The following is a 25,546-nucleotide window of genomic DNA, read 5'->3' on the forward strand; positions in this document are numbered from 1 at the left end:
AATAATATAGCTGGCCTATCGGCTTGACGGGGAGAAGGAGAACATACCATGAAAACCAACACAAATAATAATATTGCCGCCGTTGTTGACATTTTGAGCCGTTATAATTGGCTGACCGTGACCGCAGAGGCAGAGGGCAAGGAGCCGCAGACACTCCGCGCAACCGGGATCAATACCCATATGGGGAACTTCATAGTATTTGATCGCCAGTGTGCAACAGGTTTTTACACTGATAACGCCGTTGTGGACATTGCCGCAGCCGGGGAAAATACCGTTGCTTTCCTGACTGCCAGCGGGACGGCCTACACAGTGACCGGGGAAAACAAGGCCGGACTTGCACACAGGAACACGGCAGCGGGGAGCCTTGACGATCCCGCCAGCTTGATTGACTGGTACAGAAGCGGCTTGACAGAGGCCGGGGAAGTGCTTATTGTGCTGGACTTCGGCAAAGCCGGACAGATCAGCGGCAAGGACAGCGGCAAAATTAAATCGTTTGTCAATTCTAATCTTGACGGCAAGCCGCAGAGCCGCCAGCATTGCCGGACAATCTACATTAAAGCCGCCAGCGATAAAACAGGCTACTTTGATCCCGTGATTATCGGCCTTTACAGTTTGGAGAGTGAAGCGGTTTTGACGGAAAAGACATTCTATTTTGACGTGTCCTTCACTGAAACGGAGAGCGACACGATCCGGGCAATGCTTAAAGCCGTGGAGGAAGAAAGCAATATCCCGCTGTTTTGAATAGCAAGGCCAGAGGGGAGGGGGAAACTCAGTACACCCCTTCCCCTATTGGAAAAAATCTTAAAAAATGCCTGACAAATGCGGACAATCCGCATATAATATAATCAGGGCAGTACATAACAACAAAAAAGGAGAATACACAAATGGAGAACAACGAAATTAAAGCACGTGAGGACAAGGCCAGAAAGCAGCTTGACAAGCAAGGCTATACACTGAAGAAGTCACGGGCACAGACCTATACAGCAAACAATCAGGGTGGCTATATGATTGTGCAAGATGGGATCATTCAGGCTGGGGAGCGGTACGATATGACGCTTGAGGACGTAGAGAAGTTTATAGCGGAATAATGAACAAGGGAAGGAGGGTATAACGCCCTCTTTCCCTTGTCATAACAAAACCGCCCTGACTGGAAAAGTCAAGGCGGATCAAAGCAACGGCAACCACATTAAGAGTCTTTTTTCATAGGCTATCAGAAAATACCGTTGCCCTGAAAACAACAAAAACAGGCTTGACAAGGCAAGCAAAAACGCATATAATATTACTAAGCACGTCCGCAAAAAGGTTAAAATATCCATTTTACAGTATTGTAACATGGTTTTGCTTCAAAGTCAAGGGTTTTGTTCGGAAAATTTTTCGCAAAACCGAACAAAAGCAGATCAGGACAATTTCAAAATTGGAAGATTGGAGGGCTGTAATAATTTCAGATTGTGAAGTTTAGGTGATATTCATATTTTCAAAGTTGGAAATATGACGTTTTATAAAATACGGAAAAGGAGAAATTATATAATGAGTACAAAGGCCAGACAGCAGCTTAACAGGCTGATTAAAACGATCCAGCAAGCAGAGATCAGAGAGTTGGAGCGGCAGCGGAAAAGGTTAGCGGCCTACATGGATAGCCACAAAGCCGATATGGAGGAAGATACTGATATAGCTACTGTGATCCGTGACCTAAACAATTATTTATCTGACAGGGCAGAAGCCTACATAACCACAATGAATCACATTGGAAAAGCCCTGACAGGGCTGGACATTGTAGCAGAGTTTTTAGAGGGAAATGGGCTTCCCTATGTGGAGTGCGGAGCAGAATAGGAGATATAGCAATGGACAAGATACCATTTTGGGAAAAGTACACTTTGTCAATAGATGAGGCAGCGGCCTATTTCAGAATTGGCAGAGACAAACTATACAAACTGGTGAATGAAAATCCTGATGCTGATTTTGTCCTCTGGAATGGAACAAGGGCGCAAATCAAACGTAAGAAATTTGAAAACTACATTGATAAATTGAATGTGCTTTAGCTGGAAAACTACACTGTTAAACTATTTAATTTTTTGTATTGCCGCCTTAACTATGTAGTGTTAGGGCGGCTTTGCATTTTATAGAGTTTAATAGATAGTTAAGGTTGCTTTATGCGGAAAAATCGTATCGAACTTTTGAAATTAGGGTTTTGAGTGGCGCAGTATATTAAACAAAATTAATCAAAGAAGGAGTTGACTAAATGGCAAATCTGTATGATGGAGTATACATACCTAACATTGATGGAAAGGACATTTTTCTATCAAATATCCACAATAAAGGCCAGCAAGAAGAAGGAAAAAAGAAAGTTGGCTATACTCTAAAATGCCGTATCGGTGAACAACAAGGGAAGTGGAATTTTAATCGTTTCGGTTCAAAGCTGGATTACAGTCTTGATTTAATCAAAATGCAGGAAATTTATCAGCGTGTATACAATGCAAAAAACTTATCATTTGTAGCCAATGGGAAAAATTATTCTAACCGCATTATCAATGTTGCCTTTAAATATAACGTCAAAGAATTTAATCGTATCAATAATGACACATACATAAAATTCGGTTATACCTTTGATGAATCAGACTTCGTAGACGGTATCGCTTTGGCTGATGGAAAATTCATTGGGATTAAGGTTGAGCAAGATATAAAATGCCCTGTTTCTAATGATGTACTTGGGAAATACTTTCGTTTTTGCAACGGGCAGTATGTAGCAAACGGCAATATTCCTGTTGTAAAAAAGGTAAGCGAAATTCGAGAATATCTTTATGAAAATGGGTTTTTCTGTGACGGTATACAGTTTGTGAGATATAAGCGCAGCGCAGGCTCGAGCAGACTTGGAACTTGCCTTTTATAGATAAGAGACTATATACACCAATGATTAAATGGTCTATGTGCGGATTGAAGATTGCGGAAAATCAAGAAATTGATCTTGCGGCCTTAGAAGCGTATATCTCTTTAACGCTTAGTAGCATCATTGGAACAGTAGAAATTAAGCCTGAAAACATTCTTTTGATTGATGATTATAAGAGCAAGTTCATAGATCATGTAATAGCCACAAGATTTGAAAACGGGCAATTAACATCAAAACCTGAAGATTTGGAAATCTCAAACAATATTTGGGATGGACAATCACTTATGGATAGAAGCCTCTTTTTGGAATTTCAAGAGCAGCAGCGGAAAGATAATCCAGTTGCTAAAGAACATGGGATGCTCTTGTTACGTGGCAGATTCTTTAAGTCATGCTGTTTCAATGCAAATATCCAACAATGGTTTGTAGATAACGGAATAACCGATGTAGGCCAGCTATGCGGAAAAACTCAGGCGAAAAGGATTGAAGATATTAAGCTGATTACCACAGCAAGTTCTATTAAGTTCTTAAAGTTTGGTAAATTTGATGAATGGTTGGATGAAATAGAGTCTATATTTGGAGTTGTAAAGCACGAAAAGCCAACACACTTTTTTGATGGGCGTATGGTGCAAACACATTACCAGTTACTAAACACTTTACAAATGACCTATGATGAAGTGGAAAAGCTGGTGAAACCATCCCTTGACTATGCAAACATGATTAAGAATGATCCAGCAGTATTGAAACACTATATTGGCTATCAGTATTGTACTCCAGATGAGACATATTATAATCGGGCGATTACATCAAAGAATGATATTATTACTAAAATGCTGGAAACTACAGATTGTTTTTCTCAAACAAAGTTATATCGTGACTTTGCGAAGGCAATCTTGGATTCTTTCAAAAAGAACTTGCGTTGCGGACATATCCTTGTGTACGGAAATTATAGCGTCTTATGCGGAAATCCCATTGAAATGTTGATGCAATCCATAGGTCAGTTTAGCGGAAACCCTATCATGGAACCGAACACAGTACATAGCACGTATTTTGCTGACGGGGAAGAACTATTGGGATCACGTAGCCCTCACATCACAATGGGAAATGTTCTGGTAACAAAGAATGCGCAGCATGAAGAAATAACCCGCTATTTGAATCCAACGCCAGAAATCGTATATATCAATAGTATCAACGAAAATATCCTTGAGCGGTTATCTGGTGCTGACTTTGATAGTGACACTATTATGCTGACGAATAACGAAATAATGCTTCAGACAGCGAAGCGGAATTATAAGCATTTCCCCGTCCCAACCAAATTAGTTGAGGCCACAAGCCTAAAACGGTTATACACAAACTCCGATAAAGCAGATTTGGATATTAAAACAAGTGTAAATAAAATTGGTGAGATTATTAACCTTTCACAAGAGTTAAATTCTATTTTGTGGGATAGATTGTATAAAGGAGCCAGTATAGAATCTGTAATGGGTTTATATTGTGATATTGCTCAGTTGGACGTTATGAGCAATCTGGAAATTGATTCTGCAAAACGGGAAAATCCGGCTGACAATACCTTAGAACTTAAAAAGTTGAAAGAAAAGTATGGTATGCGTGATGAGAAAGGTAGACATATACGGCCTTTGTTCTTTCAATATATTGATGATTATAAAGGTTATCGGGATGGCTATTACATTTATATTGAAGAAGATGGTGAATACAGGAAACATGATATTGTTGGAACACTTAAAGAAGCGAATGAAATTATAGCAGATAGAGAAAATCTTTCGATAGAAAAAGGGCGTATGTCATATATCGAGCATAAAACAGCTATGGATTACTTAGAGAAGGCAATCAGCCGCTATCAGATGAGCCGCTGGAAGTCAAAAGATTTACTTGACTTTGCCGATGTTTTAATTGATTCAAGGACAATATCAGGCCAGCTTCGCAGTAAACAGGCGAGAGACATTGTAGTTATGATTCAAGAAGCCAAAAGAAAAATAGATGGTATCTGGAAAAGCGATCAGGGTAACAATGCGGAAAAGCGGAATGCTGCTGATGAAATAGAATCCAAACTAATTGCCCAAATTTCAAAGCTGTCTCTTGAGCAGAAAACCATGTATCACTTGCTGAAGCTACTGGACAAAAAGGACTATACCAATATTCGCAAATTTCTTTTCATGGTATTGTTTCAAGTCCACAATGGAGCCTTCTATAAACTCATAAGGAAACGAATGGAGCCTGTTTACTGGCTAAGTGAAACAGCAAAGGGAAATGAAACAATCAGAATTTATGATTTTGCGTATGTGAAATCCTTGGATGACAATTCGGAATTTTGCGGAAATCTTGATAGCTTTTTAAAATCGACCATTGAAAAATCCTATATAATAGAAGGTATGAGAGCATGCCAAAAAGAAGCTACGGGAAGGAAATTTGCTAAAGCAAAAGAATCAAAAAATATTCGGAAACAAGTATTGGTGGATTTACATCTCCGCTAACACTTTGTTTTATGTAAATCAAAATAGAAAGGAAGGTGCTTTATGGCACAAATTACAATTCAGCAACAGGAAGAACTAATGCAGCAAACGAAGAAATTTGTTGCAAAATATGGTATTAGCAAAAAGTGGTTGGCTTCTAAAGTTGGTATCTCAATAAGGGGTTTTTCATTGTTCATCAACGCAAGATTTGCTATTACTCAACATCAATATGATAAGTTACGCGATTTTATAGATGAGTATGATCGGCGCATGGTTGGCTTTGTTGCGCTGGATAATTGAGGCGACAAATGAGGCAAAAAGTAAAATCTAACTTAGGAGATGAGATTATCAACAATATTAATCTGCAAGCAAGGGTATACTTGGAAAAGTCACTTGTGGAATTGATTTGTACAGCGGCACAGAAAAGAGAATATAACAAGCGGGGGAAATTTCCTAACAGTCAAAAACAAAAACTATTCTTTAGCCGTCTGTCCCGCTATTGCGAATATGAGCATGATCCAGAAAGCAGGAAGTATAAAATTACACGGGTCTTTGAATCCCCTATTACAGATGCAGAACTTAAATTGCACAAAGGTATTTATCAATATCTTGCGCCATTAATCTTGGCACAGGTTATTAGTGACGAGAATAATCGTATGTCACTAATTACAAGTTATGATTTAGCACGTGATACCTACATGGTAAACAGGAACTATGGTTATATGAAATCACGGCAAAATTCAGTTGTAACGGATATTAAGATTCCTAAATCAACTGTACTTGAGTTTTTTACAAATACGGATAGCCGTATTGATGATTATGTGGAACAATGTATTAAATACCTTGCAGCGTTAAACTGTATTTTCTTTGACCAGATTCATATTATTGCAGTTGATGAGGAATTAAGTGTAAAGAATGAAGGTAAAAAGATTAAAGTTAATCAGGCCGTCAATCGTCACAAGGCAACGCAAAAGGAATTAAAAAACTATGCAAATATCATAGATAAGGCCGGCGTGATAGCAGGAGTAGTAAATGCCTCTGATAGATGGTACGGCAAGACTGGCGTACTCTATAAAGCGGCTCTGGATAGTCTGCTTAAAGCAGAGGGTATTAAATATGTTATTAAGGGGTTTGAACTTTACCGTATCAACATGGATCGGTGTAAGCATATTCTTCAGACTTTCAAGGATAAAACATTGGAAGATTGTAAGCAGGAAATTGGCACAGTATTCAAATATATTGTGGACAGCAATGCGGAAAAAAGATCAGCAGATAAACCAAGGGCAGATAAAGACTTCATCGAAAACTTTAAAAACCTGTCCGAAATCACATTGCTATATGATGCAGAGGATATTAGACCGTATATGCCTTCTGCGAAATCGTATCAGGATTTGATGCAGGAAAGAGCGCAGAATATTCAAATTGACTATAGTGAGTCAACAATAACAACTTAAATCAGAAAAACCTATTTTTCAAAAGGTGCTGAAACCCTCTGTATTTAAGGACTTTCCAGCAGGTACGATTGGACAATGAAAATCCTATTAAGCAATAATATATATAAGGTTTTTGTTGTTCGCCTAAATACGCTGAAAAGTGCTTAGTACAAGGATTTTTCAAAAGGCCTGAAAAAATCGGTTTTGCTAAATAACAAGGAGGATAAAGCAATGAACACAAATATTGATAGATACAAGCCAAAGACATATTTTGTTTTTACGACAAACGCATTAAGAAATAATGTAGGTGATGGAACATTGGGGTTTTACACTAAATACAAAAGTCCACTTTCTTCACTTATAAAGGAGGAAAACCCATTTAATATGGATCATCCAGAGTTTTTCTACTGCAACAAATTTTCTGTCAGATGGGATGCTTCAGAAGATGAAATCATTAATAAGGCAAAAACAGCATTAGGCAATATGGCAATTACTCAACGCAAAAATACATTTTATCGTGAGGAAGTCATTCTATTGCTTAGTTGTAACGATGATGGAGAACTTGGCGTAGGTGTTATTTATTTTGATACTCACAAATGGGTAATGGAGCCATTTGAAGATTTAGTGGCAGATTCAGATTTGACAGATAAGCAGAAGAAACGTGTTTTGGATAAGCTGACTAACTTTTATGACGCAATGAACGACAATCCTCATGTGGCAATTAAGGATTTGCAAGAAGAATATTTGACTTAATATTACACCACAAATAACAGCGGCAGCTTTGGACGCAGGAGTTTTTACCTTGAACAACGCCGCATGGCGGCTTATGTTCTGCGGAAGGGCTTGCGCCCTTGAATATATTTTATCAAATAGAAATTAAATGCGGAGGTATTTATAATGGATAATGAACAGATTGAAACAATGGCACAGGTTCTTGAAACCGTTGGTATCTCAATTAAGCAGGACGGTGAATATCGTTCAGTTGATGATGTAATGGGAGAGTTATGGGATAAATGGCACAGCTTAATGCAAAACGACAAGCAGCGTGTGGCAAAGGCGTTTGTGCGGTATTTTCTGTAAATCATAAATCCACGATTGAACAAATAAGGAGGATGATTAAACAATGTTAATAACAATTAGAAGTTTAAATAAGGATAAAATTCATGTTTTCTTTCATGATACTTTAATTCATACGCAGGATATTAAGGCGCAATTATGGCCTATGATACAGCAGAAAAGAAATTCATCAATATGCCTGTATCACAGGACATTTCAGATACAGGCCGATATATTTTCTATGCGTCTGAAACAGACTTGTTTGAATCGTTTTTTGGTAGGGTTATGCCGGGGTATGTCAAAGCACTTAATGATTTTAATATTGGGCAGGAAACTTCACGCTACATTGGAGTCTCTATGGATATAACAGAGGACGAATATAAACAGTATGCAAAACTGATTGATTTACCTTTGCTAAAAGTATTGGAGGCGGCAAAAAATGGATGATTTGAGGACAGTCACATTAGAATGGGACAAGGCAGCGGGAAAGGTAAAATATAAATACCCCATATTGTTCTATCGGACATATGATGAGGGAGCCGCCGTCTTTGCGTTTGACGCTAAAACAATGAAATACATGGAAGTTGATGCCGCTGATGATCTATCGGATTGTCGGCGGTTTGCATTATACCAGCCAGAGTTTGATACGGAGCGATTTATAAGAATATTTGGTGCGAGTATTCCGCAATTCCTTTATACGCTTAACGAGGACGTTATTAATATGCTCTTGAAGCCTGTTATTGGCGTTTTAGTATGTTTTGAAATGTCGCAGGAATTAGCTGAAGAACTATTAGCCAATGGCGAGTTGCCTTGGCTTGATTAAAGGAGGATGTGACAATGGAAGAAAAAAAGACTTTACCTGTTTTTAGTTTGTCGATTGCAAGCCGTCTTATGGCAGAGGGGTATGTTATTGACCATACAGATATTAACCAGAATAAAAGGCATTTGCGTGTGTTTTATTTTCGCAACACACCGGGGCTGGTAGAAGATATACAGAGAATTAGAAAGGAACTTTTTAGGTGTAAAAGTAACGTACCTACAATCGCAGTTTACAAACTTGGATTAGCACAGCGGCTTTTAGTTCGTGGCTATTATATCCATCATTTAGGTAAGGATCGGCGCAACAAGGGGTGGCCTGTATACTACTTCGTCAACGTTCCGGGCTTGCAGGAGGCTATTAACGAGTATTTTAAGGAGGTGGATCATGCAAAATGGTAAAGTATGTTCGTGTTGTGGAAAAAAATTAGCGGATAGCGCATTTTATAAATCATTCAATCCGAAGCACAAAGATAAGCTGACTCCAATGTGCAAAAAGTGCTGTGTTAAACAGTCTTTGGACAATTCAGGCGAGAATATTGATATTGAACGGTTTAAGAATACTTTGTTTTTTAACGATAAGCCATATCGAACTGAGTTACATAGAGCGTGCATGGCACAAGCGGAGAAAAAATATAGTGACGAGGGCGGAAAGACGAAAGCAGAAACTATTGTGGGGCTATACTTCGGCAAATTGAGTAGCTTACACCAATATAAGGGTATGACTTGGGAAGATAGTACGCTTGAGAACAAAGCAAATATGGCTATCCAATATGTTAAAAACGATTGTGAAGATGTGTTTGAACAGTATTATAATGCTTATCCAGCACAAGTATTAAAAGTAATGAGAGCGTTGTATGATTTACTGCAATCTATTTATCATCTTACAGATCAACAGCAAAAAAATTTACTTGCAGCGTATGTAGGTGATCGGATTATTGGCGAAACGTTTATTGCTGATAATATGCTTTGCGAACATGATGATTGCTGGCAGTTTGCAAATCATGAGTTGTTGCAACTGAAACAGTTACGGAGTGTTGACGATAGTATTTTTGCGGAAAGCTACGCTGATTTGTATGATGTGAGAGAGGGAACATGGCCTTGGACAACTTGACGATCCCCGCCCTGTACTCAATCAACAGCACACAGCCAGATAGCCGCCAGATTGAGATAACAATAAATCTTTTGTTTGAGGGTGCTTGCTTCGGCAAGTACCTTTTTTCGTTAGAAGCCATTAACGCAGCGGCTTCAGATATACAGAACGTTCCCATTGTTGATGAGGATGGGACGTGCGGCGTTGGCGTGATCCCGGAGTCTGCTGGTAGTCGCTGGACAAAGCTGTTGGTAGATGGCAAGTGGCGCAACTATCTTCAGGTAGATGCTCTGTTATGGACAAAGATGCAGGATAAATTGCCTGATATTAAGAAAAATAGCAAAGATTTTTACAATATTGAGGTGGATTTGGCCGATGTTGAGTCAGATTTACAAGGAAATGGATTATATGTCGTATCTGCGTTTAGCGTTATAGGGTGTAGGCTGACACAACAGGCCACAGATTATTCAACCTTCAGCAACAGATACGGTAAATTGCCGAAAAGGTAAGGAGGATGAACATGGAAAACACTAATAATCAAATCATATTAGGATTGAATATTGAACAGACTATGCACTTAATTCAAGAGCAGTTAAACAAGATTGCCGAAAAGGTAAGGGGGTAAGATATGGCAAATAGTAACGCAGATGGCGAAATTGTACTTGGCTTACAAATAGCGCAGACTACGCAACTAATCCAGTCACAGCTAAATCAATTATCAAAGAATCTTAGTTTATTGATTACTGGTAAACTGGATTATGCTAAGACCAGTTCGCAACTGAAAAAGGACTTAAAGAATCTAAAGGGAAATGTCAATCCGATTGGCTCCATTGATAAATCAAAGCTGAAAAAAGATGTTCAAGCGGCAGTTTCACAGGTGCAAGTTGCACCTAAAATTGATACAGGCGCATTGCAAAAGCAAATCGGAAAAGTCAAAATCAATCCCAATGTTGAGGGCAACGGTGAACTTCAGCAGATGGGTAATAATCTGGATTCTATCAATAAGAAATCAGCGGCGACAGTTGCAAGTGTTGGCCTATTAAATCAGGCATTCCGCACGTTACAGAATACAGCAAAGCAGATGATTCACACAGCCGCCGAACTGGATCAGCAGTTGACCGATTTGCGGATGGTAACAGGCCAAAACTATGAAGATGCGTCCCGCTTGGTGGATAGCTACAATGCCTTGGCAAAGGAGTTAGGTGCAACAACGTCACAGGTGGTTGATGCCGCCGATGAATGGTTACGACAGGGTAAGAGTATTGCCGAGGTTGAACAGCTTATTGCACAGTCAATGGTGCTGTCAAAGGTTGGAAAGATGGATTCCGCAGAGGCCACAAAGAATCTTACCAGCGCAATGAAAGGCTATGGGCTGGCAGTTGATGAGGTATCGGGGATCGTTGATAAGCTGACTGCTATTGACTTGCAAGCTGCTGTATCGTCCGCAGACTTAGCCATTGCAATGTCCAGAACTGCCAGTAGCGCAAGTATGGCTGGTGTAAGCATGGATAAGCTGCTGGGATATTTGGCTGTCATGAAGGAAACCACGCAAAGCAGCGCAGAGGAAATTGGTACGGCAATGCGCTCCATTTTCGCAAGACTCCAAAACGTTAAAGTGGGTAAATTTGTTGATGATGAGACAGGTGAGGCCATTAATGACGTTGAGAAGGCTTTAGGCAAAATTGGAATTGCACTTAGAGATACTAACGGCGATTTTAGGAACATGGAAACCGTTCTGGATGAGGTTGCCGCAAAGTGGGACTCGTTGACAAACCTTGAGCAATCGGCTATTGCAACTTCTATTGCTGGAACACGGCAGCGCAACCAATTCTTGATCTTAATGCAAAACTACGGCAAGGCTCTTGAATATGCCGAGGTAGCAACCAACTCCGAGGGTACGGCTATGAAAAAGTTTGCGGCCTATCAGGAGTCCGTGGAGGCACATTTTAATACGCTGATTGCTTCTGCTGAAGCACTGTCAAAGCAGACTTTCCCGCCTGAATTGCTGAACGGCTTTATTGATGCTGGGGCGGCTGTACTTGATTTTCTGGAGGCCACAAACCTTCTGACTATTGCGCTGTCTACTTTGGGAGCAGCCTTAACAATGAAGGGGCTTGGTATCTTCGGTGGCAAACTTAAAAGCATATATCAGAGTGTAACTAATCTATCAGCAACGTTTAATATTTTGGGTAAATCCGCAAATGTAAAATTGTCCACGGAGCAGTTTAACCAACTACTGACAGTGACAAAGGGACTCAATGCACAGCAGCTTAAATTAGTAGTCAGTAATAAGGCCCTGACTACAGAGCAGCGCATGATGATCCTGACCGCCAGCGGCCTTACCAAAGAGGAAGCACAACAGACTCTTGCGACAATGGGGCTGACTACAGCGGAGGGCGCAGCTACAACCGCCACATTTAGCCTTTCCGGGGCTTTTAAGGCCCTTGGAGCGGCGATTGCGGCTAATCCCATAGGATTCCTTGTCATGGCCCTTACAACGGCTGTAACGGTCATTTCCACGGTCAATAGCAAACTGGCTGAAGCCCGACAGGAAATTATTGATGCTGGTAATGAGGCCGCAGAACACGCCAGTAATATTATTGAGTTAGCAAATACATATTTTGCGTTGGCTGATGCCGTGGACGCTGGCACAGCAGCCAAAGAGGATATGCTTGCAGCGCAGGATGGTATTATCAAGGCTCTTGGGCTGGAAGGGCAATCCGTTGATGAGTTGATTGCCAAATATGGCGATTTGCAGACAGCTATTAAAACAATCACGCTGGATCAGCTTGATACCGATATTTCACAGGCAATTAAAGGTGCTAAAACGGCGAAGAAAGATGTTATTGGTGATCTTGAAACTTGGTTAGGCACTGGCTCTATTACAAGTAATAAAGATTCTGAAAAGGCAATTATCAAATGGCTGTACGATCAAGGACTGACAACCAGTGATAGCATAGTAAGCCTTCCTCATTCTGATTATGTGGACTTTTTTAGCGATCTGTCATTCGAGGACTTGAAGGAAAATCGTGATTTTCTCGAAAAGGCAATGAACGCTGTCCGAAAAGAGTTTGGATCAGATAGTGATGTATTTAATAAACTTTCAGACGCATATGACAATTATGCAGATGCACTTGATCCAGTGGTAGAAGCAATCGACAATGCCAATAAGCTGATTGCACAGTATTATGTTGCAGCCGCCAGAGGGATTGACGATCCTAAAACCAAAGAGGAATTTGAACAGTTTAGGCAAAATATCATCAAAAAGCTGGATGATGATTTAGATTTTGACACAAACGGGACATTTACCGCCGAAGGGCTGGTTGACAGCATTTTGCAAAGTGATAGGCTGTATAGTCAATTCTATCAAGAGATTGAAGATACCTTAGAAACAGTCGAAACCAAAACTTTATCGCACAGTGAAAAACTCAATGATATTCTGTCAAATCTCTGGAACGCAGAAGGATTTGAAGATACCAAGAAGTCTATTTTGGAGTTGGCAAATAGTCTTGATGGTATCACAGCAGACAATATCAATGATTTAGCCAGCAGCAGCGGTGAATTAGCGGCATTACTGGAACAGGATGGTATGAGCGCACGATTCTTAGCGCACGTTCTCCAGACTGGAGCAATGGGCGGAGATGGTTTTGCACTAATTACCGATGATGCGTTGACGCTGAATGAGGCACTTGAAAGTTTGCGTGGGCGGTTTGACGAGGTAACAGACGCAAAATCCCGTTATGATGCAGCAATGAAAACCCCGGAGAAAGATACAGACTTCAAATCATATGCCGATGCGTTCAAAGAACTCAATGAACAGTTTGTAGCTGGGACTACAAATAGCAACGCATTTTGGGCGGCGGCAGAATTTTTGTTCGGAGCAGATCAGCTTCAGGAATGGGGCTGGGCTGATGGGCTGGACGAAATCTATTCTGCAATGCAGAAGAATGTTGATATTTTTAAAGATGCCGATAGTGCAGGAGCAGGATTCCTTGATAGACTCTATGCCATTTCTGAAGCGGGGGAGATAAAGGCAGACGATGGATCAGTCATTGGACAGATTCAGAAATTGTCAGATGGCTCTTACGATTTTCAGTTTGATTCTGAAAACCTCGATTTGCTGGCTGACAGGTTGGGTATTACCAGCGAAGCGGCGTTGGCCTGTATGGAAGCCTTGTCCATGTATAGGGACTTCAATTTTTATGATATTAATGCTGTAATGAAAGCCGTGGAGGAAATCGGCCTTGCGTCTGACTCTATAGACGGTACAGCGGTAAATGTCGGTACGCTGACAGATCAGCTTATTTCCCTTGGCTACACCAACAAGGATATTTATGATTTGCTGAATGTTCTGCAAGAGGTTGACGGCATTACATTACTTGATGCCAATGCCAATGTTGAAACACTGGTACAAAGCCTTAGTGATCTTGGGCTTGCAGCGCAGGACGGGGTAGAGGTTACAATCAATGCTGATGGCCTTGCCAAACTTATGTCACAGCTTAATTTCACCAAAGAAGATACACAGGGGCTTATCACAAAGCTGGGCGAAGCTGATAATATCACGCTGACCAATGCACAGGGCGAAGTGATTGACCTTAATACTGCGTTAGAAAATACGGATAAATTGAAATTCGCCAGCGTAACAAGTGAATTGGATGGTATCACAAACTCCGCAGATTTGGCGCAACAGGCCGTTACTGATTTGCAGCGTTCAATCAATACCCTTAAAGGCAAAACTGTTACCGTTACTGTTGATGTTCAACGTAAAAACAGCATTTTAGGTGGTATTTTTGGTTATGCAAAAGGCACTTCTGATGCCCCGGAGGGGGATGCTCTTGTCGGTGAAAAAGGCGAGGAATTAGTACAATCTGGTGATCGTGCTTATCTGGTTGGCACTAACGGCCCGGAAATTACTCATTTGAACGAAGGCGATATTGTCTATACAGCGGAGCAGACCAAAAAGATTAAGCGTGGATCGACAGTCATTAGGGGAGTAGTCCCCGCTTATGCCGGGGGACGGTTTAATACACATAAGGGATATACCTCTGTTCTGCCAGATAATAAATCTTCCAACAGTACAAGCACAAGCACAAAAACAACGACAAAACAAATTAAAGATGCTGCTAATGCAACTGCCAATCTTGAGGAAAAATTAGAAGAAACACTCAAAAAGATGAAAGAGTCTATGGATGATATTATAGGCGATTTTGAACATCAAATTTTCCTTATGGAAAAGAATGGTGCAAGTGCTTCTGAAATTGTTGCTGTTTATAAGCAGATGCAAGAGGCTGTTCATAATCAGGCAGAAGAATATCGTAAGCTGGGACTTGATGAAAATTCGGATTATATTCAAGATTTGCAAAAGCAATGGTGGGAGTATCAAGATAGCATTAAAGATGATATTGTAGATGCTTATGAGGATATTGTTAGTGAACTTGAAAATTCTGTAACACTTACTGAGAATTGGCTTGATAATGCTATTGCTGATAGCGATTATGGTGCTATTGTAAAATATACCTCTGATATAGTTGACTATTATCGTAGAATGCAAGATGCAATTCATCAACAGGCAGAGTATTATCGTTCTCTTGGATATTCTAATGAGAGTGATGAAGTTAGTAAGTTGTCTGATTTGTGGTGGGATTATTATGAAAAGATCAAAGAGACTTCTGCAAACGCATGGCAACAGGTAGTAGATAATGCAAATGATGCAATAGATCAAATAACTGGTTTGTATGATGCTTTGCATACTGCCGCAGATGAATATGCCGATAGTGGGTTTATTACGATTGATACTTTACAAGAGATTTGTTCTTGGGGTATTCAATATCTTTCTTATTTGAAAGATGAAAATGGGCAGTTAGTCATCAATGAGGAAAGCATACAGCGAGTTATTGCTGCCAGAACCGAACAAATGGCGATTGAACAGGCGTTGGCATATATTCAGCAGATTCAAAATGCGGCTAATGAAAATAATGCTGCTGCATTATTAAATTTAGCCAATGCAACAACAACAGCGTCTGGTGCAACTTGGGATATGGTATATGCTCAGTTAGCATTGATGAAAGCATCAGGACAGATTTCAGAAGAATTGTATAATGCTTATGTGTCAAATATTAATAATATGAGAGCATTAGCAGATAGCGCAAAATCTGGAATTGGAAAAGTTACAGGAGAAATTAGTAAGGCCAACGAGGAAGCGAAAAAAGCACTTGAGGATCAATCCGATGCTTTGAGCGACTTGCTTAAATATGTTGAAGAAATGATTAAGCAAGAAGTTAAGAATCAAGTCAAGGCTTTGGAAGATCAAGTCGATGCTATGAAAGAACTTGTTGACTTACAGAAAAAGTCATTAGATTTAGAAAAAGAGAAAGATGAATACGCAAGAGATTTAGCAGATAAAGAAAAAGGTATTGCTGATTTGCGTAAGCAAATTGCGGCTCTTGATTTAGATGATAGCCGTGAAGCAGCCGCTAAGAAGGCAAAGTTACAAGAAGAATTGGCAGATAAAATCAACGATTTAAGCGACTTTCAATCTGATCATGCTTATGGTGCTGCAAGTGATATGCTTGATGATATGGCTGATGCGTATGAGAAAGAAAAGCAGAAAGAGATTGATATACTTGAGAATAGTATTTCTTCTGAAGAAAAGCTGTATCTTTTATCCATTGAACGTATCAGCAATCATTGGGACACGCTTTATCAGGATTTAATTAACTGGAATACGGAATATGGTACAGTCGTAAACAATGATATATCCTCTGCATGGGATGCGGCAAGTGCAGCCGTTCAAAAGTACGGCTCTTATCTGGATGCTGTATTACAGACACAACAGCAGCTTGCGGCACTGGAGGCCAGTAGTTCTTCAAGCGGCGGTACAACAGGAACACCGAACATAATCGGCAACTCTGGAAATTATGATACCAGTGGTGGACAGGAAACCGAAAATGCACATAACATCATTAAAAGAATATATGCAAATAGTCAGGCTTGGAGTTCTTCAAGTTCTGAAAAGCGTACTGCAATGCACGAAGAAAATAAGGCTTTGGCAGCACAACTTAGTCGATATGGTATCAATGCTGTCACTGATGGATCGAGTTGGTATGTAGATAGAATTGGTGGAGCATTGCTTTATGATAAGTACAAAAGATATACCTATCATAAGGGTGGCGTTGTTGGTGATGAATCTACGCTAAAGCAGGATGAAGTATTTGCAAAGTTGAAAAAGGGCGAAGCTGTACTTACTGAAGAACAGCAGGAGCCTATATATGAGATTCTTGACTTTGCGGATACTATGCTTGGTAAGTATGGTGCTTTATTTGGTTCTGTACAATCAACAGATTTAATTGGTAGCAAGATGCACGATCAGATTAAGCAGGATGCACAGCAAGCGCAAAGTATTGTTGAGTATAGCGGTGATACAATTTATAACAATATCACCGTTCCTGTTCATACCACACAGAAACTTGATGCTGCCGAAATCGCAAAATTGTCAAAGGATATTTCACAACGCACGATTGCAGACTTGAATGATGCTTTTATTAAACGGGGTAAGCATAGAACTGGTAATCCCTTAAAGCCATAAAGAACAAATAACTAATCCCGGCTGTTAGAGAAATCTGACAGACCGGGATTCTTTAATTTTACAGTCATAGGACAGGCCGTAAAGGGAATATATTTTACAGAAATGAGGTGATACATGACTAATGAATAGCAATATCGTTAGTTACACAGCAACCGAACATAAAAAGATGGTTGGAGGGAAGGAAGTTACCGTTCGCAACTTAAAGCCAGTTTTCACTAATGATGAGGAACGGCAAAAGGTAAAACAGCATATTCAGAACGGATTATATAATGTTTTTTCAAAGTTTGTGGGTTGAAGAATCCGAGCCGCTACGGTATAATATGACCGTTGGCGGCTCTTTTTGTAGAAAGGAAAGAGCCGATGCAGAAATATGATGCAATTTACTGTAGGCAATCGGTAGATCGGGTGGATAGTATCAGTATTGAAAGCCAGATTGAGTATTGCCAATATGAAACAAGGGGAGGGGCATATAAGACCTTTACGGATAAAGGTTATAGCGGAAAGAACGTAGACCGCCCACAATTTCAAATCATGATGGAGGCCATACGTAGGGGAGAGGTAAACAGGGTTATCGTTTATAAACTGGATCGTATTAGCAGATCAGTTATGGACTTCATGAACCTGTTTACCGAATTTCAGCAATACGGAGTTGAATTTGTTTCTTGCACAGAGAAGTTTGACACCTCAAGCCCTATGGGACGGGCAATGTTAAAAATTATTGTAGTATTTGCCGAACTGGAACGAGAAACAATTCAGCAGCGAGTAATGGATGCCTATATGTCCCGGAGCCGCAAAGGGTTTTATATGGGAGGGCGCATTCCATACGGCTACAAGTTGGAGCCGTTCACGATTGAGGGCAAAAAGACCGCCCATTATGCAATCATTTCTGAAGAAGCAGAAGTTGTAAAGCTGATTTTCTCTATGTATGCACAGCCGCAAACGTCCTATGGTGATATTGTCCGCTATTTGATTGAAAATGGGATTACCAATAGCCGTACTAAAGATGGAGCATGGGATAGATGCCGTATTGCTGATATGGTCAAAAATCCTGTTTATGTCAAAGCAGACTTGGACGTATACCGATTCTATAAGGATCAGGGTACGAACCTCCACAACAGCCCGGAAGATTACATTGGCACAAATGGTTGCTATCTGTACTCCGACAAAGACGCTGGGCGCAAGTCCGTACACCTTGAAGGGCAACACGTGGTATTAGCCCCGCATGATGGTATTGTTCCGTCCGACATATGGCTTAGAGCAAGGCTAAAGTGTTTGAATAACAAACAGGTTGCAAGGCCGCTTAAAGGACACAATACATGGTTGGTTGGCAAAGTCAAATGTGGTAAGTGTGGTTATGCACTGACGATCCGAAAGTGCAAGTTAAAGACGAGGATCATACGGTACTTTATTTGCAGCCGCAGAATGCAGACTAACCGATGTGAGGGCGTGGGGGGTATCAATGCTGATGCGTTTGAAGCCTGTATCCTTGAAGAAATGGTGGAACACGTCAAAGAGTTTGAAACACTGACACAACCGCAGATCAATCATGAAAATCCGAAAATCCATGAAATCAATGTTAAATTGGAGCAAATTACAGCGGAGATTGATAAATTAGTTGCAAAAGTATCAGATGCAAATGATGTTTTGATGGAATACATCAACAAGCGTATCAAGGAACTTGACGCACAGGCCAGCATATACAGGCAACAGTTGAGTGAACTTTCCCCGCTGGAGAACAGTGAAAAGCCCGATGTAGAGCAGTTGAAAGACTATATGGCACATTGGGATGAATTGGACATAGACAGCAAGAGGGAAGTGGTTGACTATCTCATACTGGAGATTAAGGCCACGGAGGGCAGCTACGAAATCAAGTGGAGGATTTAACTTCACCTTGATTGATTTGCTTCGCCGAACCGCTGGTAATGAACGATCTCCCGTTCTCTAAGAAACTTAATTGGCTCCGCTACGTCAGGGTCATCCGCAAAGCGGAGGATGTTATCATAGCTGAGGCGGGCTTTTTGTTCGGCGGCCAGATCCTCGTTTAAGTCAGCTACCGGATCCCCGGTTACGGCAAACGTAGCGGCGCTGAAAGGTGTTCCTGAAGCCGCTTGGGGGTATACACCGGTGGTATGGTCTACAAAGTAGTCGCTGAAACCCGCTTCTTGGATTTGGGCGGGGGTCAAGTTCCGGGTAAGCTGGTAGACAATGGCTCCTACCATCTCTAGATGAGCTAGTTCCTCGGTGCCTACCTTGTGCTCAGAAATGTTCCAAATCAAGCCCTATGCGGACAAGCCCAGTACTTTCGGCTTATCTGTACATAGCTTTGTCAGCTATGAAAGGATCGGCAAATGGGATGAGGAAAGATACAGGAAAGGCGGCAGAAAGCCTTATTTTATCGAGCTTGGCGGCACTCCGAGATGGATAAATCTCTATGCGCTAGCGGATGCAGATGTCTATTATAACTATGAAGCGTGAGAAAAAGAGCTTGTCTGAATAACCTTGGACAAGCTCTTTTTTGTACTAAACCACATAACTGAATAATTGGGATTGATTGGTTAGATACCATTGACTTTGTTTTGAAAAAGGCTATAATGTACTAAACTACACAATTGATTGATTAACAGCGTTGAGTTTAGTGCAGAGGTGAATTTATGCTTAATCGTGAAGATAAGAAATTTCTCAGAGGAGTTTTTCTCAAAAGAGCAAAGAAAAAAATCAAAGCACCTATTAGCATGAAAACAGACGAAAAGGCCCAGTTGGTTGAAATGGGGGGGGCTATCGCTGCTTGTCTCGTCCTGGGGTGTGCTGCTATTGCCCATTTTTCTCCTACAAATCAGGATGAGGATAAACAAGGTGTAGCTGACGCAACCCCTATGGTCTATGTGAATGATATACACTTTACATTCAATCCAGCGGCCAAAAAGGCTATCCAGAACAGAAAGATGACTTTGTTTATCTCGGAAAGATTTTAAGTGATGTTACCAACTACCAGGGGGATGGCGCGGACGGAATACCAAAAGAAAATTTTCAAGCAAATCATCCCGTCGTCAGCTGTGAAGTATATCAATATGATGAGAATATTGTTGTCAAAATCAATGGCTCCTACTGGCTCTATATGAAATATGGTGAACCTGAGATCAACTGGAACGATCTTACCGAACAGGAAAAGGCGAACTTAGACCCAACGTATAAAGGATAACAGACTACTATGGGGTATGAAGCTGGTTCCGGCATAGACGCAAGTAATGTGCTCAAGGGTTATGAGGAATTTTTTGGCGTAGCGGCCCGTGATGGCGGCACCTGGAACTACAAGTATATTCCTTCTGGTGTTTTATTTGATACCTATAAGTCAGAATTAAATACTAACTGCCCCATTCATTTCCATTTGCGTACTACGCGGGACACAGAGGCCAGCAACTATCAAGGCCACGCTGTTATGCTGTTTGGCTATGCGGACGACACTTCTGGCCGGAATCATTACTATTTTGTTATGGATGGCTGGAATAACTATGGCCGGTTTGTGCACCATGGATATTTGGCGAAAAAATTTGGGTTAGCTAAGTGATCTTCCACATTTTTCCCCTAGAATGCAAGGGAAATTTCCATAGCGCGGCGGGGGCGGGCCCACAGAAAGGCCGGTTCCCCGCCGCTATCTGTCTCCTGCGGATTCCCCCTTGCAAAACCGCGCCAAATCTGGTATAGTTAACCCACTTGGAGCCGGGGCCCATCTCCGAACGGGGCGGGGCCGGTTCACTACCCTTATTTATAGAGGCGGGCGGGGGCATCCCTTCCCGCTGTGTTGGCGTGTGCGCGATAGGAGGCGTTTTCCATGTTTCGATTTTCCCAGAGGCCCTTGGGGCCCGTGGATTTTATCATTGTGGGGCTGGGCAATCCCGGCAGAGAGTACGAGGGCACCCGGCATAACGCGGGCTTCATGGCCCTGGACCGGCTGGCGGAAAAGCAGGGCGCCCAGGTGAAGCGGGTCAAGTTCAAGGGCCTCTGCGGGGACTGCTCCCTGGGGGGCGGGCGGGCGCTCCTTCTGAAGCCCGGCACCTTCATGAACCTCAGCGGCCAGTCCGTCACAGAGGCCATGGCCTTTTACAAGATCCCCCCGGAGCGGACCCTCATCCTCTTCGACGACATCAACCTGCCCCTGGGAAAGCTGCGGGTGCGCCGCAAGGGCAGCGACGGCGGCCACAACGGCATGAAGAACATCCTCTATCTCTCCGGCAGCGACCACTTCCCCCGGATCAAGATCGGCGTGGGGCAGAAGCCACATCCGGACTACAATCTGGCGGACTGGGTGCTCTCCCGGTTTTCCCAAGGGGATCTGAAGGACCTGGACGCCGCCCTGGACAACGCCTGCGCCGCTGCGGAGCTGATCGTCCGGGGAGACGTGGACCGGGCCATGAACCTGTATAACTGACGAGGTGCCCTCATGAAATCCATTTTCTCCGCCCTCTCCCGTTCTCCCGGATACCGGGAGCTCTCCGGGGCCCTGGCAAGCGGCGCGGTTCCCGCCGTGGCTACGGGCCTTTCCGGTGTGCACAAATGCGCCGCCATCGCCGCCCTCTGCCGGGATTCCGGGCGGCGGGCCCTGATTCTCGCCGCCGACGAGGCGGAGAGTCAGCGCTTTTTCGAGGACCTCTCCTCCCTGGGGCTCTCACCCGTCCAGTTCCCCCTGCGGGACATGAATTTCCGGGATACGGCGGTTTCCTCCCGGGAATACGAGCGCCTGCGGCTGGAGGCCCTCTCCCGGCTGGAAAACGGCTCCTGCGGGTGCGTGATCGCCTGTATGGACGCGGCGCTGCAGTTTACCATGGGACCAAAGGACCTGAAGCGCCGCCTCTTCTCCCTGAAGGCCGGGCAGAGCCTTTCCATAGAATCCCTGCTGGAGGCCCTGGTGGGCTGCGGCTATGTGCGGGAGGACCAGATCGAGGGCCCGGGCCAGTTCAGCCGCCGGGGGGGCATCGTGGACTTTTTCTCCCCCAGCGCCCAGCAGCCTGTGCGGGTGGAGTTCTGGGGAGACGAGGTGGACTCCCTCTCCGCCTTCGACCCGGCCACCCAGCGGCGCACGGACCCGGTGGACGCCGTCACCCTGGCCCCCTGCGTGGAGGTCCTGCCGGGGAACGTCCCCGCCCTGGTGAAGAAGATCGAGGCCCTGGCCAAGTCTCTGCGGGGCAAACGGGCCCCCAAGGCCCGGGAGGTGCTGCTGGCCGAGGCGGAAAAGCTCCGGGAAGGCCTGCACATCGGGTCCATGGACAAATTCCTCCCCCTGGTCTACGAGGCCCCGGCCACCCTCTTCGACTATTTCCCCCCGGAGAGCTCCCTGCTGGTGTTTTCCGAGGGGACAAAGCTCAAGGAGCGGGTGCGCACCACCCTGGCCCAGTGGAGCCAGGACCTGCCCGCCTACCTGGAGGAGGGCCTGCTCTGCAAGGGCCTGGACCAGTACGCGGAAACCTGGGAGTACGCCCTGACCCAGGCCCAGCGGATCCCCACGGTGTTCCTGGACGTGTTCGCCCGGGGCAGCTACGAGATCCCCACGAAAACCCTGGTAAACCTCACGGTCCGGCAGTTTCCCGCCTGGGGGGGCGGGGTCCAGCTGCTGGAGGAGGACCTTGCCGCCCTTCTCAAACAGGGCCGGGCCTGCGTGGTGCTCTCCGGCACCGAACGGGCGGGCAGGGCATTGGCCGACGACCTGAAGCAGTCCGGCCTGCCCGCCTCCTATATAGAAAACCCTTCCACCGCTCAGAAGGGTACGGTCACCGTCACGGCGGGATCCCTCTCCGCCGGGTTCGACTGGCCGGACGCCGGGTTCTCCCTGATCACCCGGGGGCGGCTGGTCCAGCAGAAGCCCAGGAAGTCCAAGAAGGACAAGAGTTCCAAGGAGATCTCCAGCCTCTCCGAGCTCTCCCCCGGGGACTATGTGGTCCACGCCTCCCACGGGGTGGGCGTTTTCCAGGGGATCCACAAGCTGGAAATGAACGGGGTGGTCAAGGACTATATTAAAGTGGCCTACGCCAAAAACGACACCCTCTATGTGCCTGTGACCCAGCTAGACATGGTGTCCAAGTACATCGGCCCCCGGGAGGACTCCGGCGTGCGCCTGAACCGCCTGGGCGGGGCGGACTGGCAGCGGCAGAAGGCGCGGGTCCGTGCGGCGGTGAAGGACATCGCCAAGGAGCTGATCCAGCTCTACGCCCAGCGGATGCAGCAGAAGGGCCACCCCTTCCCCCCCGATGGGGAGTGGCAGCGGGACTTCGAGGCCCGGTTCGAATTCGACGAAACCGAGGATCAGCTCCGGTGCGTCAGCGAGATCAAGGACGACATGGAGCGGGACGTGCCCATGGACCGGCTCCTCTGCGGGGATGTGGGTTTCGGCAAGACCGAGGTGGCGTTGCGGGCGGCGTTTAAGTGTGTCACCGCGGGAAAGCAGTGCGCCATTCTGGTGCCCACCACCATCCTGGCATGGCAGCATTACCAGACCATCTTAAAGCGCATGGAGGGCTTCCCCGTGGACGTGGAGGTGCTCTCCCGGTTCCGCACGCCCAAACAGCAGGAAGCAATCTTGAAAAAGTTGAAACGGGGCAGCATGGATATTATTGTGGGCACCCACCGGCTTGTCTCCAAGGACGTAGCCTTCAAGGACCTGGGCCTGGTAATCATTGACGAAGAGCAGCGCTTCGGGGTGGCCCAGAAGGAGAGGCTGAAGGCCCTGTGCAAGTCCGCCGACGTGCTCACCCTCTCGGCCACGCCCATCCCCCGGACCCTGAACATGGCCCTCTCCGGCATCCGGGACATGTCAGTGATTGAGGAAGCCCCCCAGGACCGGCACCCGGTACAGACCTATGTGGTTGAGCACGACAAGGGGCTGATCTACGACGCCATCCGCCGGGAGCTCCGCCGGGGCGGGCAGGTTTACTACCTGCACAACGACACGGCCTCTATCTCCCGGGTGGCGGCCCAACTCCAGCAGGACATCCCCGAGGCCCGGGTGGGCTTCGGCCACGGGAAGATGGACGAGGAGGAGCTCAGCGAGGTGTGGCGGCAGCTTCTGGACCATGAAATTGACATCCTGGTGTGCACCACCATCATTGAGACCGGGGTGGACGTGCCCACGGCCAACACCCTGATCATTGAGAACGCGGACCGTATGGGCCTCTCCCAGCTCCACCAGCTTCGGGGCCGGGTAGGACGCAGCAACCGCCGGGCCTATGCCTATCTCACCTATACTCCCAACAAATCCCTGGCGGAGATTGCCCAAAAACGTCTTTCCGCCATCCGGGAGTTCACGGAGTTTGGGTCAGGCTTCAAGATCGCCCTGCGGGACCTGGAGATCCGGGGAGCCGGAAACGTGCTGGGCGGGGAGCAGCACGGGCATATGGAGGCTGTGGGATATGATATGTATGTGAAGCTCCTCAGCGAGGCGGTGAGCCTGATGAAGGGCGAGGCCCCCCAAAAGCCCGTGGACGAAGGATGCCTGGTGGATATGCAGGTGCCTGCCCACATTCCAGAGAACTACATCGATAGCGTAAACCTGCGGCTGGACGTATACAGGCGTATCGCCGAGGTGCGCAACGAAGAGGACGCCCTGGATGTGACCGACGAGCTCATCGACCGGTTTGGAGAGCCCCCGGAGGCGGTAAAGGGGCTCATTGACATTGCCCTGCTCCGGAACGCCGCCAGTGACCTGGGGGTCTCCGAGATCAAGCAGCAAGGGGACAGCCTCCTTCTATATAAGAACCAGCTGGACATGGATCAGGTGGGGCGGCTTGTGAAGGCCATGAACGGCCGGGTGCTGGTCAGCGCGGGGAGCAGGCCCTATCTCAGCCTGCGGCTTCAGGGCCAGCCGCCTTTGGAGGCGCTCTCGGAGGCGCTGAAGGTCATGGGGGAAGATGTAGACTGAACAGGACGCGATTTTTTGAAGTAGTGGAAGGCCTGCGGCGGCACAGCAACGCCGCCTACGGCAAGGTCGTGGGCCTGCGCGGCCCACACCTGCGCCAAACTTTTTGAAAAAAGTTTGGCGCAAAAACTTTTACCCTGGTTAGCTGATTGCGATAAAGCCAACTATACTGCGTTACGCGGTCAAGGGGCGGGGAAAATCGCCAGTGGCGATTGTTCTGACCCGACCGAACCGGCAGGTGAGACAGGCCCCTTGTGGGATTTGGGGCAAAGCCCCAAGGTCTTGCCGTAGGGCGCGGCAGACTTGGC

22 protein-coding genes are annotated in these 25,546 nt (G+C 44.9%); 21 read left to right on the forward strand and 1 reads right to left on the reverse strand.

Annotated features, from left to right (window positions below):
• Positions 1 to 48 precede the first annotated feature (48 nt).
• The 17 genes from D7X94_RS04680 (at position 49) to D7X94_RS04760 (ending at position 19,219) form a co-directional block, all read left to right on the forward strand.
• Entirely contained in the window at positions 49 to 741 is a 693-nt protein-coding gene (locus tag D7X94_RS04680; RefSeq protein ID WP_120426580.1) for a hypothetical protein, read from the forward strand.
• Positions 742 to 884: 143 nt separating this feature from the next.
• Positions 885 to 1,088: a hypothetical protein gene (locus D7X94_RS04685; RefSeq protein WP_120426581.1), complete on the forward strand. Its 204-nt coding sequence runs from the start codon at positions 885 to 887 to the stop codon at positions 1,086 to 1,088.
• 439 nt (positions 1,089 to 1,527) lie between these two features.
• Positions 1,528 to 1,830, forward strand: coding sequence for a hypothetical protein (locus D7X94_RS04690; RefSeq protein WP_120426582.1), 303 nt, complete (start codon positions 1,528 to 1,530; stop codon positions 1,828 to 1,830).
• Between the two features lie 11 nt (positions 1,831 to 1,841).
• Positions 1,842 to 2,039 (forward strand): excisionase, encoded by a 198-nt coding sequence (locus D7X94_RS04695; protein WP_199715009.1) that lies wholly within the window; start codon positions 1,842 to 1,844, stop codon positions 2,037 to 2,039.
• A gap of 200 nt (positions 2,040 to 2,239) precedes the next feature.
• Positions 2,240 to 2,887 (forward strand): hypothetical protein, encoded by a 648-nt coding sequence (locus D7X94_RS04700; protein ID WP_120426583.1) that lies wholly within the window; start codon positions 2,240 to 2,242, stop codon positions 2,885 to 2,887.
• Positions 2,888 to 2,907: 20 nt separating this feature from the next.
• Positions 2,908 to 5,373: a hypothetical protein gene (locus D7X94_RS04705; protein WP_120426584.1), complete on the forward strand. Its 2,466-nt coding sequence runs from the start codon at positions 2,908 to 2,910 to the stop codon at positions 5,371 to 5,373.
• A gap of 42 nt (positions 5,374 to 5,415) precedes the next feature.
• On the forward strand, positions 5,416 to 5,652 hold the full coding sequence (locus tag D7X94_RS04710) for a hypothetical protein (protein WP_120426585.1): 237 nt from the start codon (positions 5,416 to 5,418) through the stop codon (positions 5,650 to 5,652).
• A gap of 8 nt (positions 5,653 to 5,660) precedes the next feature.
• Positions 5,661 to 6,806, forward strand: coding sequence for a hypothetical protein (locus D7X94_RS04715; protein ID WP_120426586.1), 1,146 nt, complete (start codon positions 5,661 to 5,663; stop codon positions 6,804 to 6,806).
• A gap of 210 nt (positions 6,807 to 7,016) precedes the next feature.
• Positions 7,017 to 7,538, forward strand: coding sequence for a hypothetical protein (locus D7X94_RS04720; protein ID WP_120426587.1), 522 nt, complete (start codon positions 7,017 to 7,019; stop codon positions 7,536 to 7,538).
• A gap of 144 nt (positions 7,539 to 7,682) precedes the next feature.
• Positions 7,683 to 7,865: a hypothetical protein gene (locus D7X94_RS04725; RefSeq protein WP_120426588.1), complete on the forward strand. Its 183-nt coding sequence runs from the start codon at positions 7,683 to 7,685 to the stop codon at positions 7,863 to 7,865.
• A 135-nt stretch (positions 7,866 to 8,000) separates the two neighbouring features.
• Positions 8,001 to 8,288, forward strand: a complete 288-nt coding sequence (locus D7X94_RS04730) for a hypothetical protein (RefSeq protein ID WP_120426589.1) — start codon at positions 8,001 to 8,003, stop codon at positions 8,286 to 8,288.
• Positions 8,281 to 8,664, forward strand: a complete 384-nt coding sequence (locus tag D7X94_RS04735; RefSeq protein ID WP_120426590.1) for a hypothetical protein — start codon at positions 8,281 to 8,283, stop codon at positions 8,662 to 8,664. The genes D7X94_RS04730 and D7X94_RS04735 overlap by 8 nt, the downstream gene beginning before the upstream one ends.
• Positions 8,665 to 8,678: 14 nt before the next feature.
• Entirely contained in the window at positions 8,679 to 9,059 is a 381-nt protein-coding gene (locus tag D7X94_RS04740; protein WP_120426591.1) for a hypothetical protein, read from the forward strand.
• Complete coding sequence (locus tag D7X94_RS04745; protein WP_120426592.1) at positions 9,046 to 9,771, forward strand: hypothetical protein; 726 nt, start codon at positions 9,046 to 9,048, stop codon at positions 9,769 to 9,771. Before D7X94_RS04740 ends, D7X94_RS04745 begins: the two co-directional genes overlap by 14 nt.
• Complete coding sequence (locus tag D7X94_RS04750) at positions 9,753 to 10,259, forward strand: hypothetical protein (RefSeq protein ID WP_120426593.1); 507 nt, start codon at positions 9,753 to 9,755, stop codon at positions 10,257 to 10,259. Before D7X94_RS04745 ends, D7X94_RS04750 begins: the two co-directional genes overlap by 19 nt.
• A 119-nt stretch (positions 10,260 to 10,378) precedes the next feature.
• Entirely contained in the window at positions 10,379 to 17,335 is a 6,957-nt protein-coding gene (locus D7X94_RS04755; RefSeq protein ID WP_120426594.1) for a phage tail tape measure protein, read from the forward strand.
• Between the two features lie 360 nt (positions 17,336 to 17,695).
• The gene (locus D7X94_RS04760; RefSeq protein ID WP_120426595.1) at positions 17,696 to 19,219 is read left to right on the forward strand and encodes a recombinase family protein; all 1,524 of its coding nucleotides are present in this window, start codon (positions 17,696 to 17,698) and stop codon (positions 19,217 to 19,219) included.
• A 2-nt stretch (positions 19,220 to 19,221) separates the two neighbouring features.
• Here the strand turns inward: D7X94_RS04760 and D7X94_RS04765 are convergent, their stop codons facing one another.
• Positions 19,222 to 19,611, reverse strand: a complete 390-nt coding sequence (locus tag D7X94_RS04765; RefSeq protein ID WP_442857879.1) for a manganese catalase family protein — start codon at positions 19,609 to 19,611, stop codon at positions 19,222 to 19,224.
• Positions 19,612 to 19,986: 375 nt separating this feature from the next.
• Here D7X94_RS04765 and D7X94_RS04770 point away from each other — a divergent pair, with 375 nt between their 5' ends.
• The 4 genes from D7X94_RS04770 to mfd all read left to right on the forward strand — a co-directional run bounded on the left by D7X94_RS04770 (position 19,987) and on the right by mfd (position 25,241).
• Positions 19,987 to 20,307, forward strand: a complete 321-nt coding sequence (locus tag D7X94_RS04770; RefSeq protein ID WP_120426597.1) for a hypothetical protein — start codon at positions 19,987 to 19,989, stop codon at positions 20,305 to 20,307.
• Positions 20,308 to 20,543: 236 nt separating this feature from the next.
• A complete protein-coding gene (locus D7X94_RS04775) occupies positions 20,544 to 20,900 on the forward strand; it encodes a hypothetical protein (RefSeq protein ID WP_120426598.1) in 357 nt (118 codons plus the stop codon).
• A 264-nt stretch (positions 20,901 to 21,164) separates the two neighbouring features.
• On the forward strand, positions 21,165 to 21,761 hold the full coding sequence (pth, locus tag D7X94_RS04780) for an aminoacyl-tRNA hydrolase (RefSeq protein ID WP_120426599.1): 597 nt from the start codon (positions 21,165 to 21,167) through the stop codon (positions 21,759 to 21,761).
• Positions 21,762 to 21,773: 12 nt separating this feature from the next.
• On the forward strand, positions 21,774 to 25,241 hold the full coding sequence (gene mfd / locus D7X94_RS04785) for a transcription-repair coupling factor (protein ID WP_120426600.1): 3,468 nt from the start codon (positions 21,774 to 21,776) through the stop codon (positions 25,239 to 25,241).
• Positions 25,242 to 25,546: the final 305 nt, after the last annotated feature.

This window comes from Acutalibacter sp. 1XD8-33 (assembly GCF_003612555.1).
GTDB lineage: Bacteria > Bacillota > Clostridia > Oscillospirales > Acutalibacteraceae > Acutalibacter.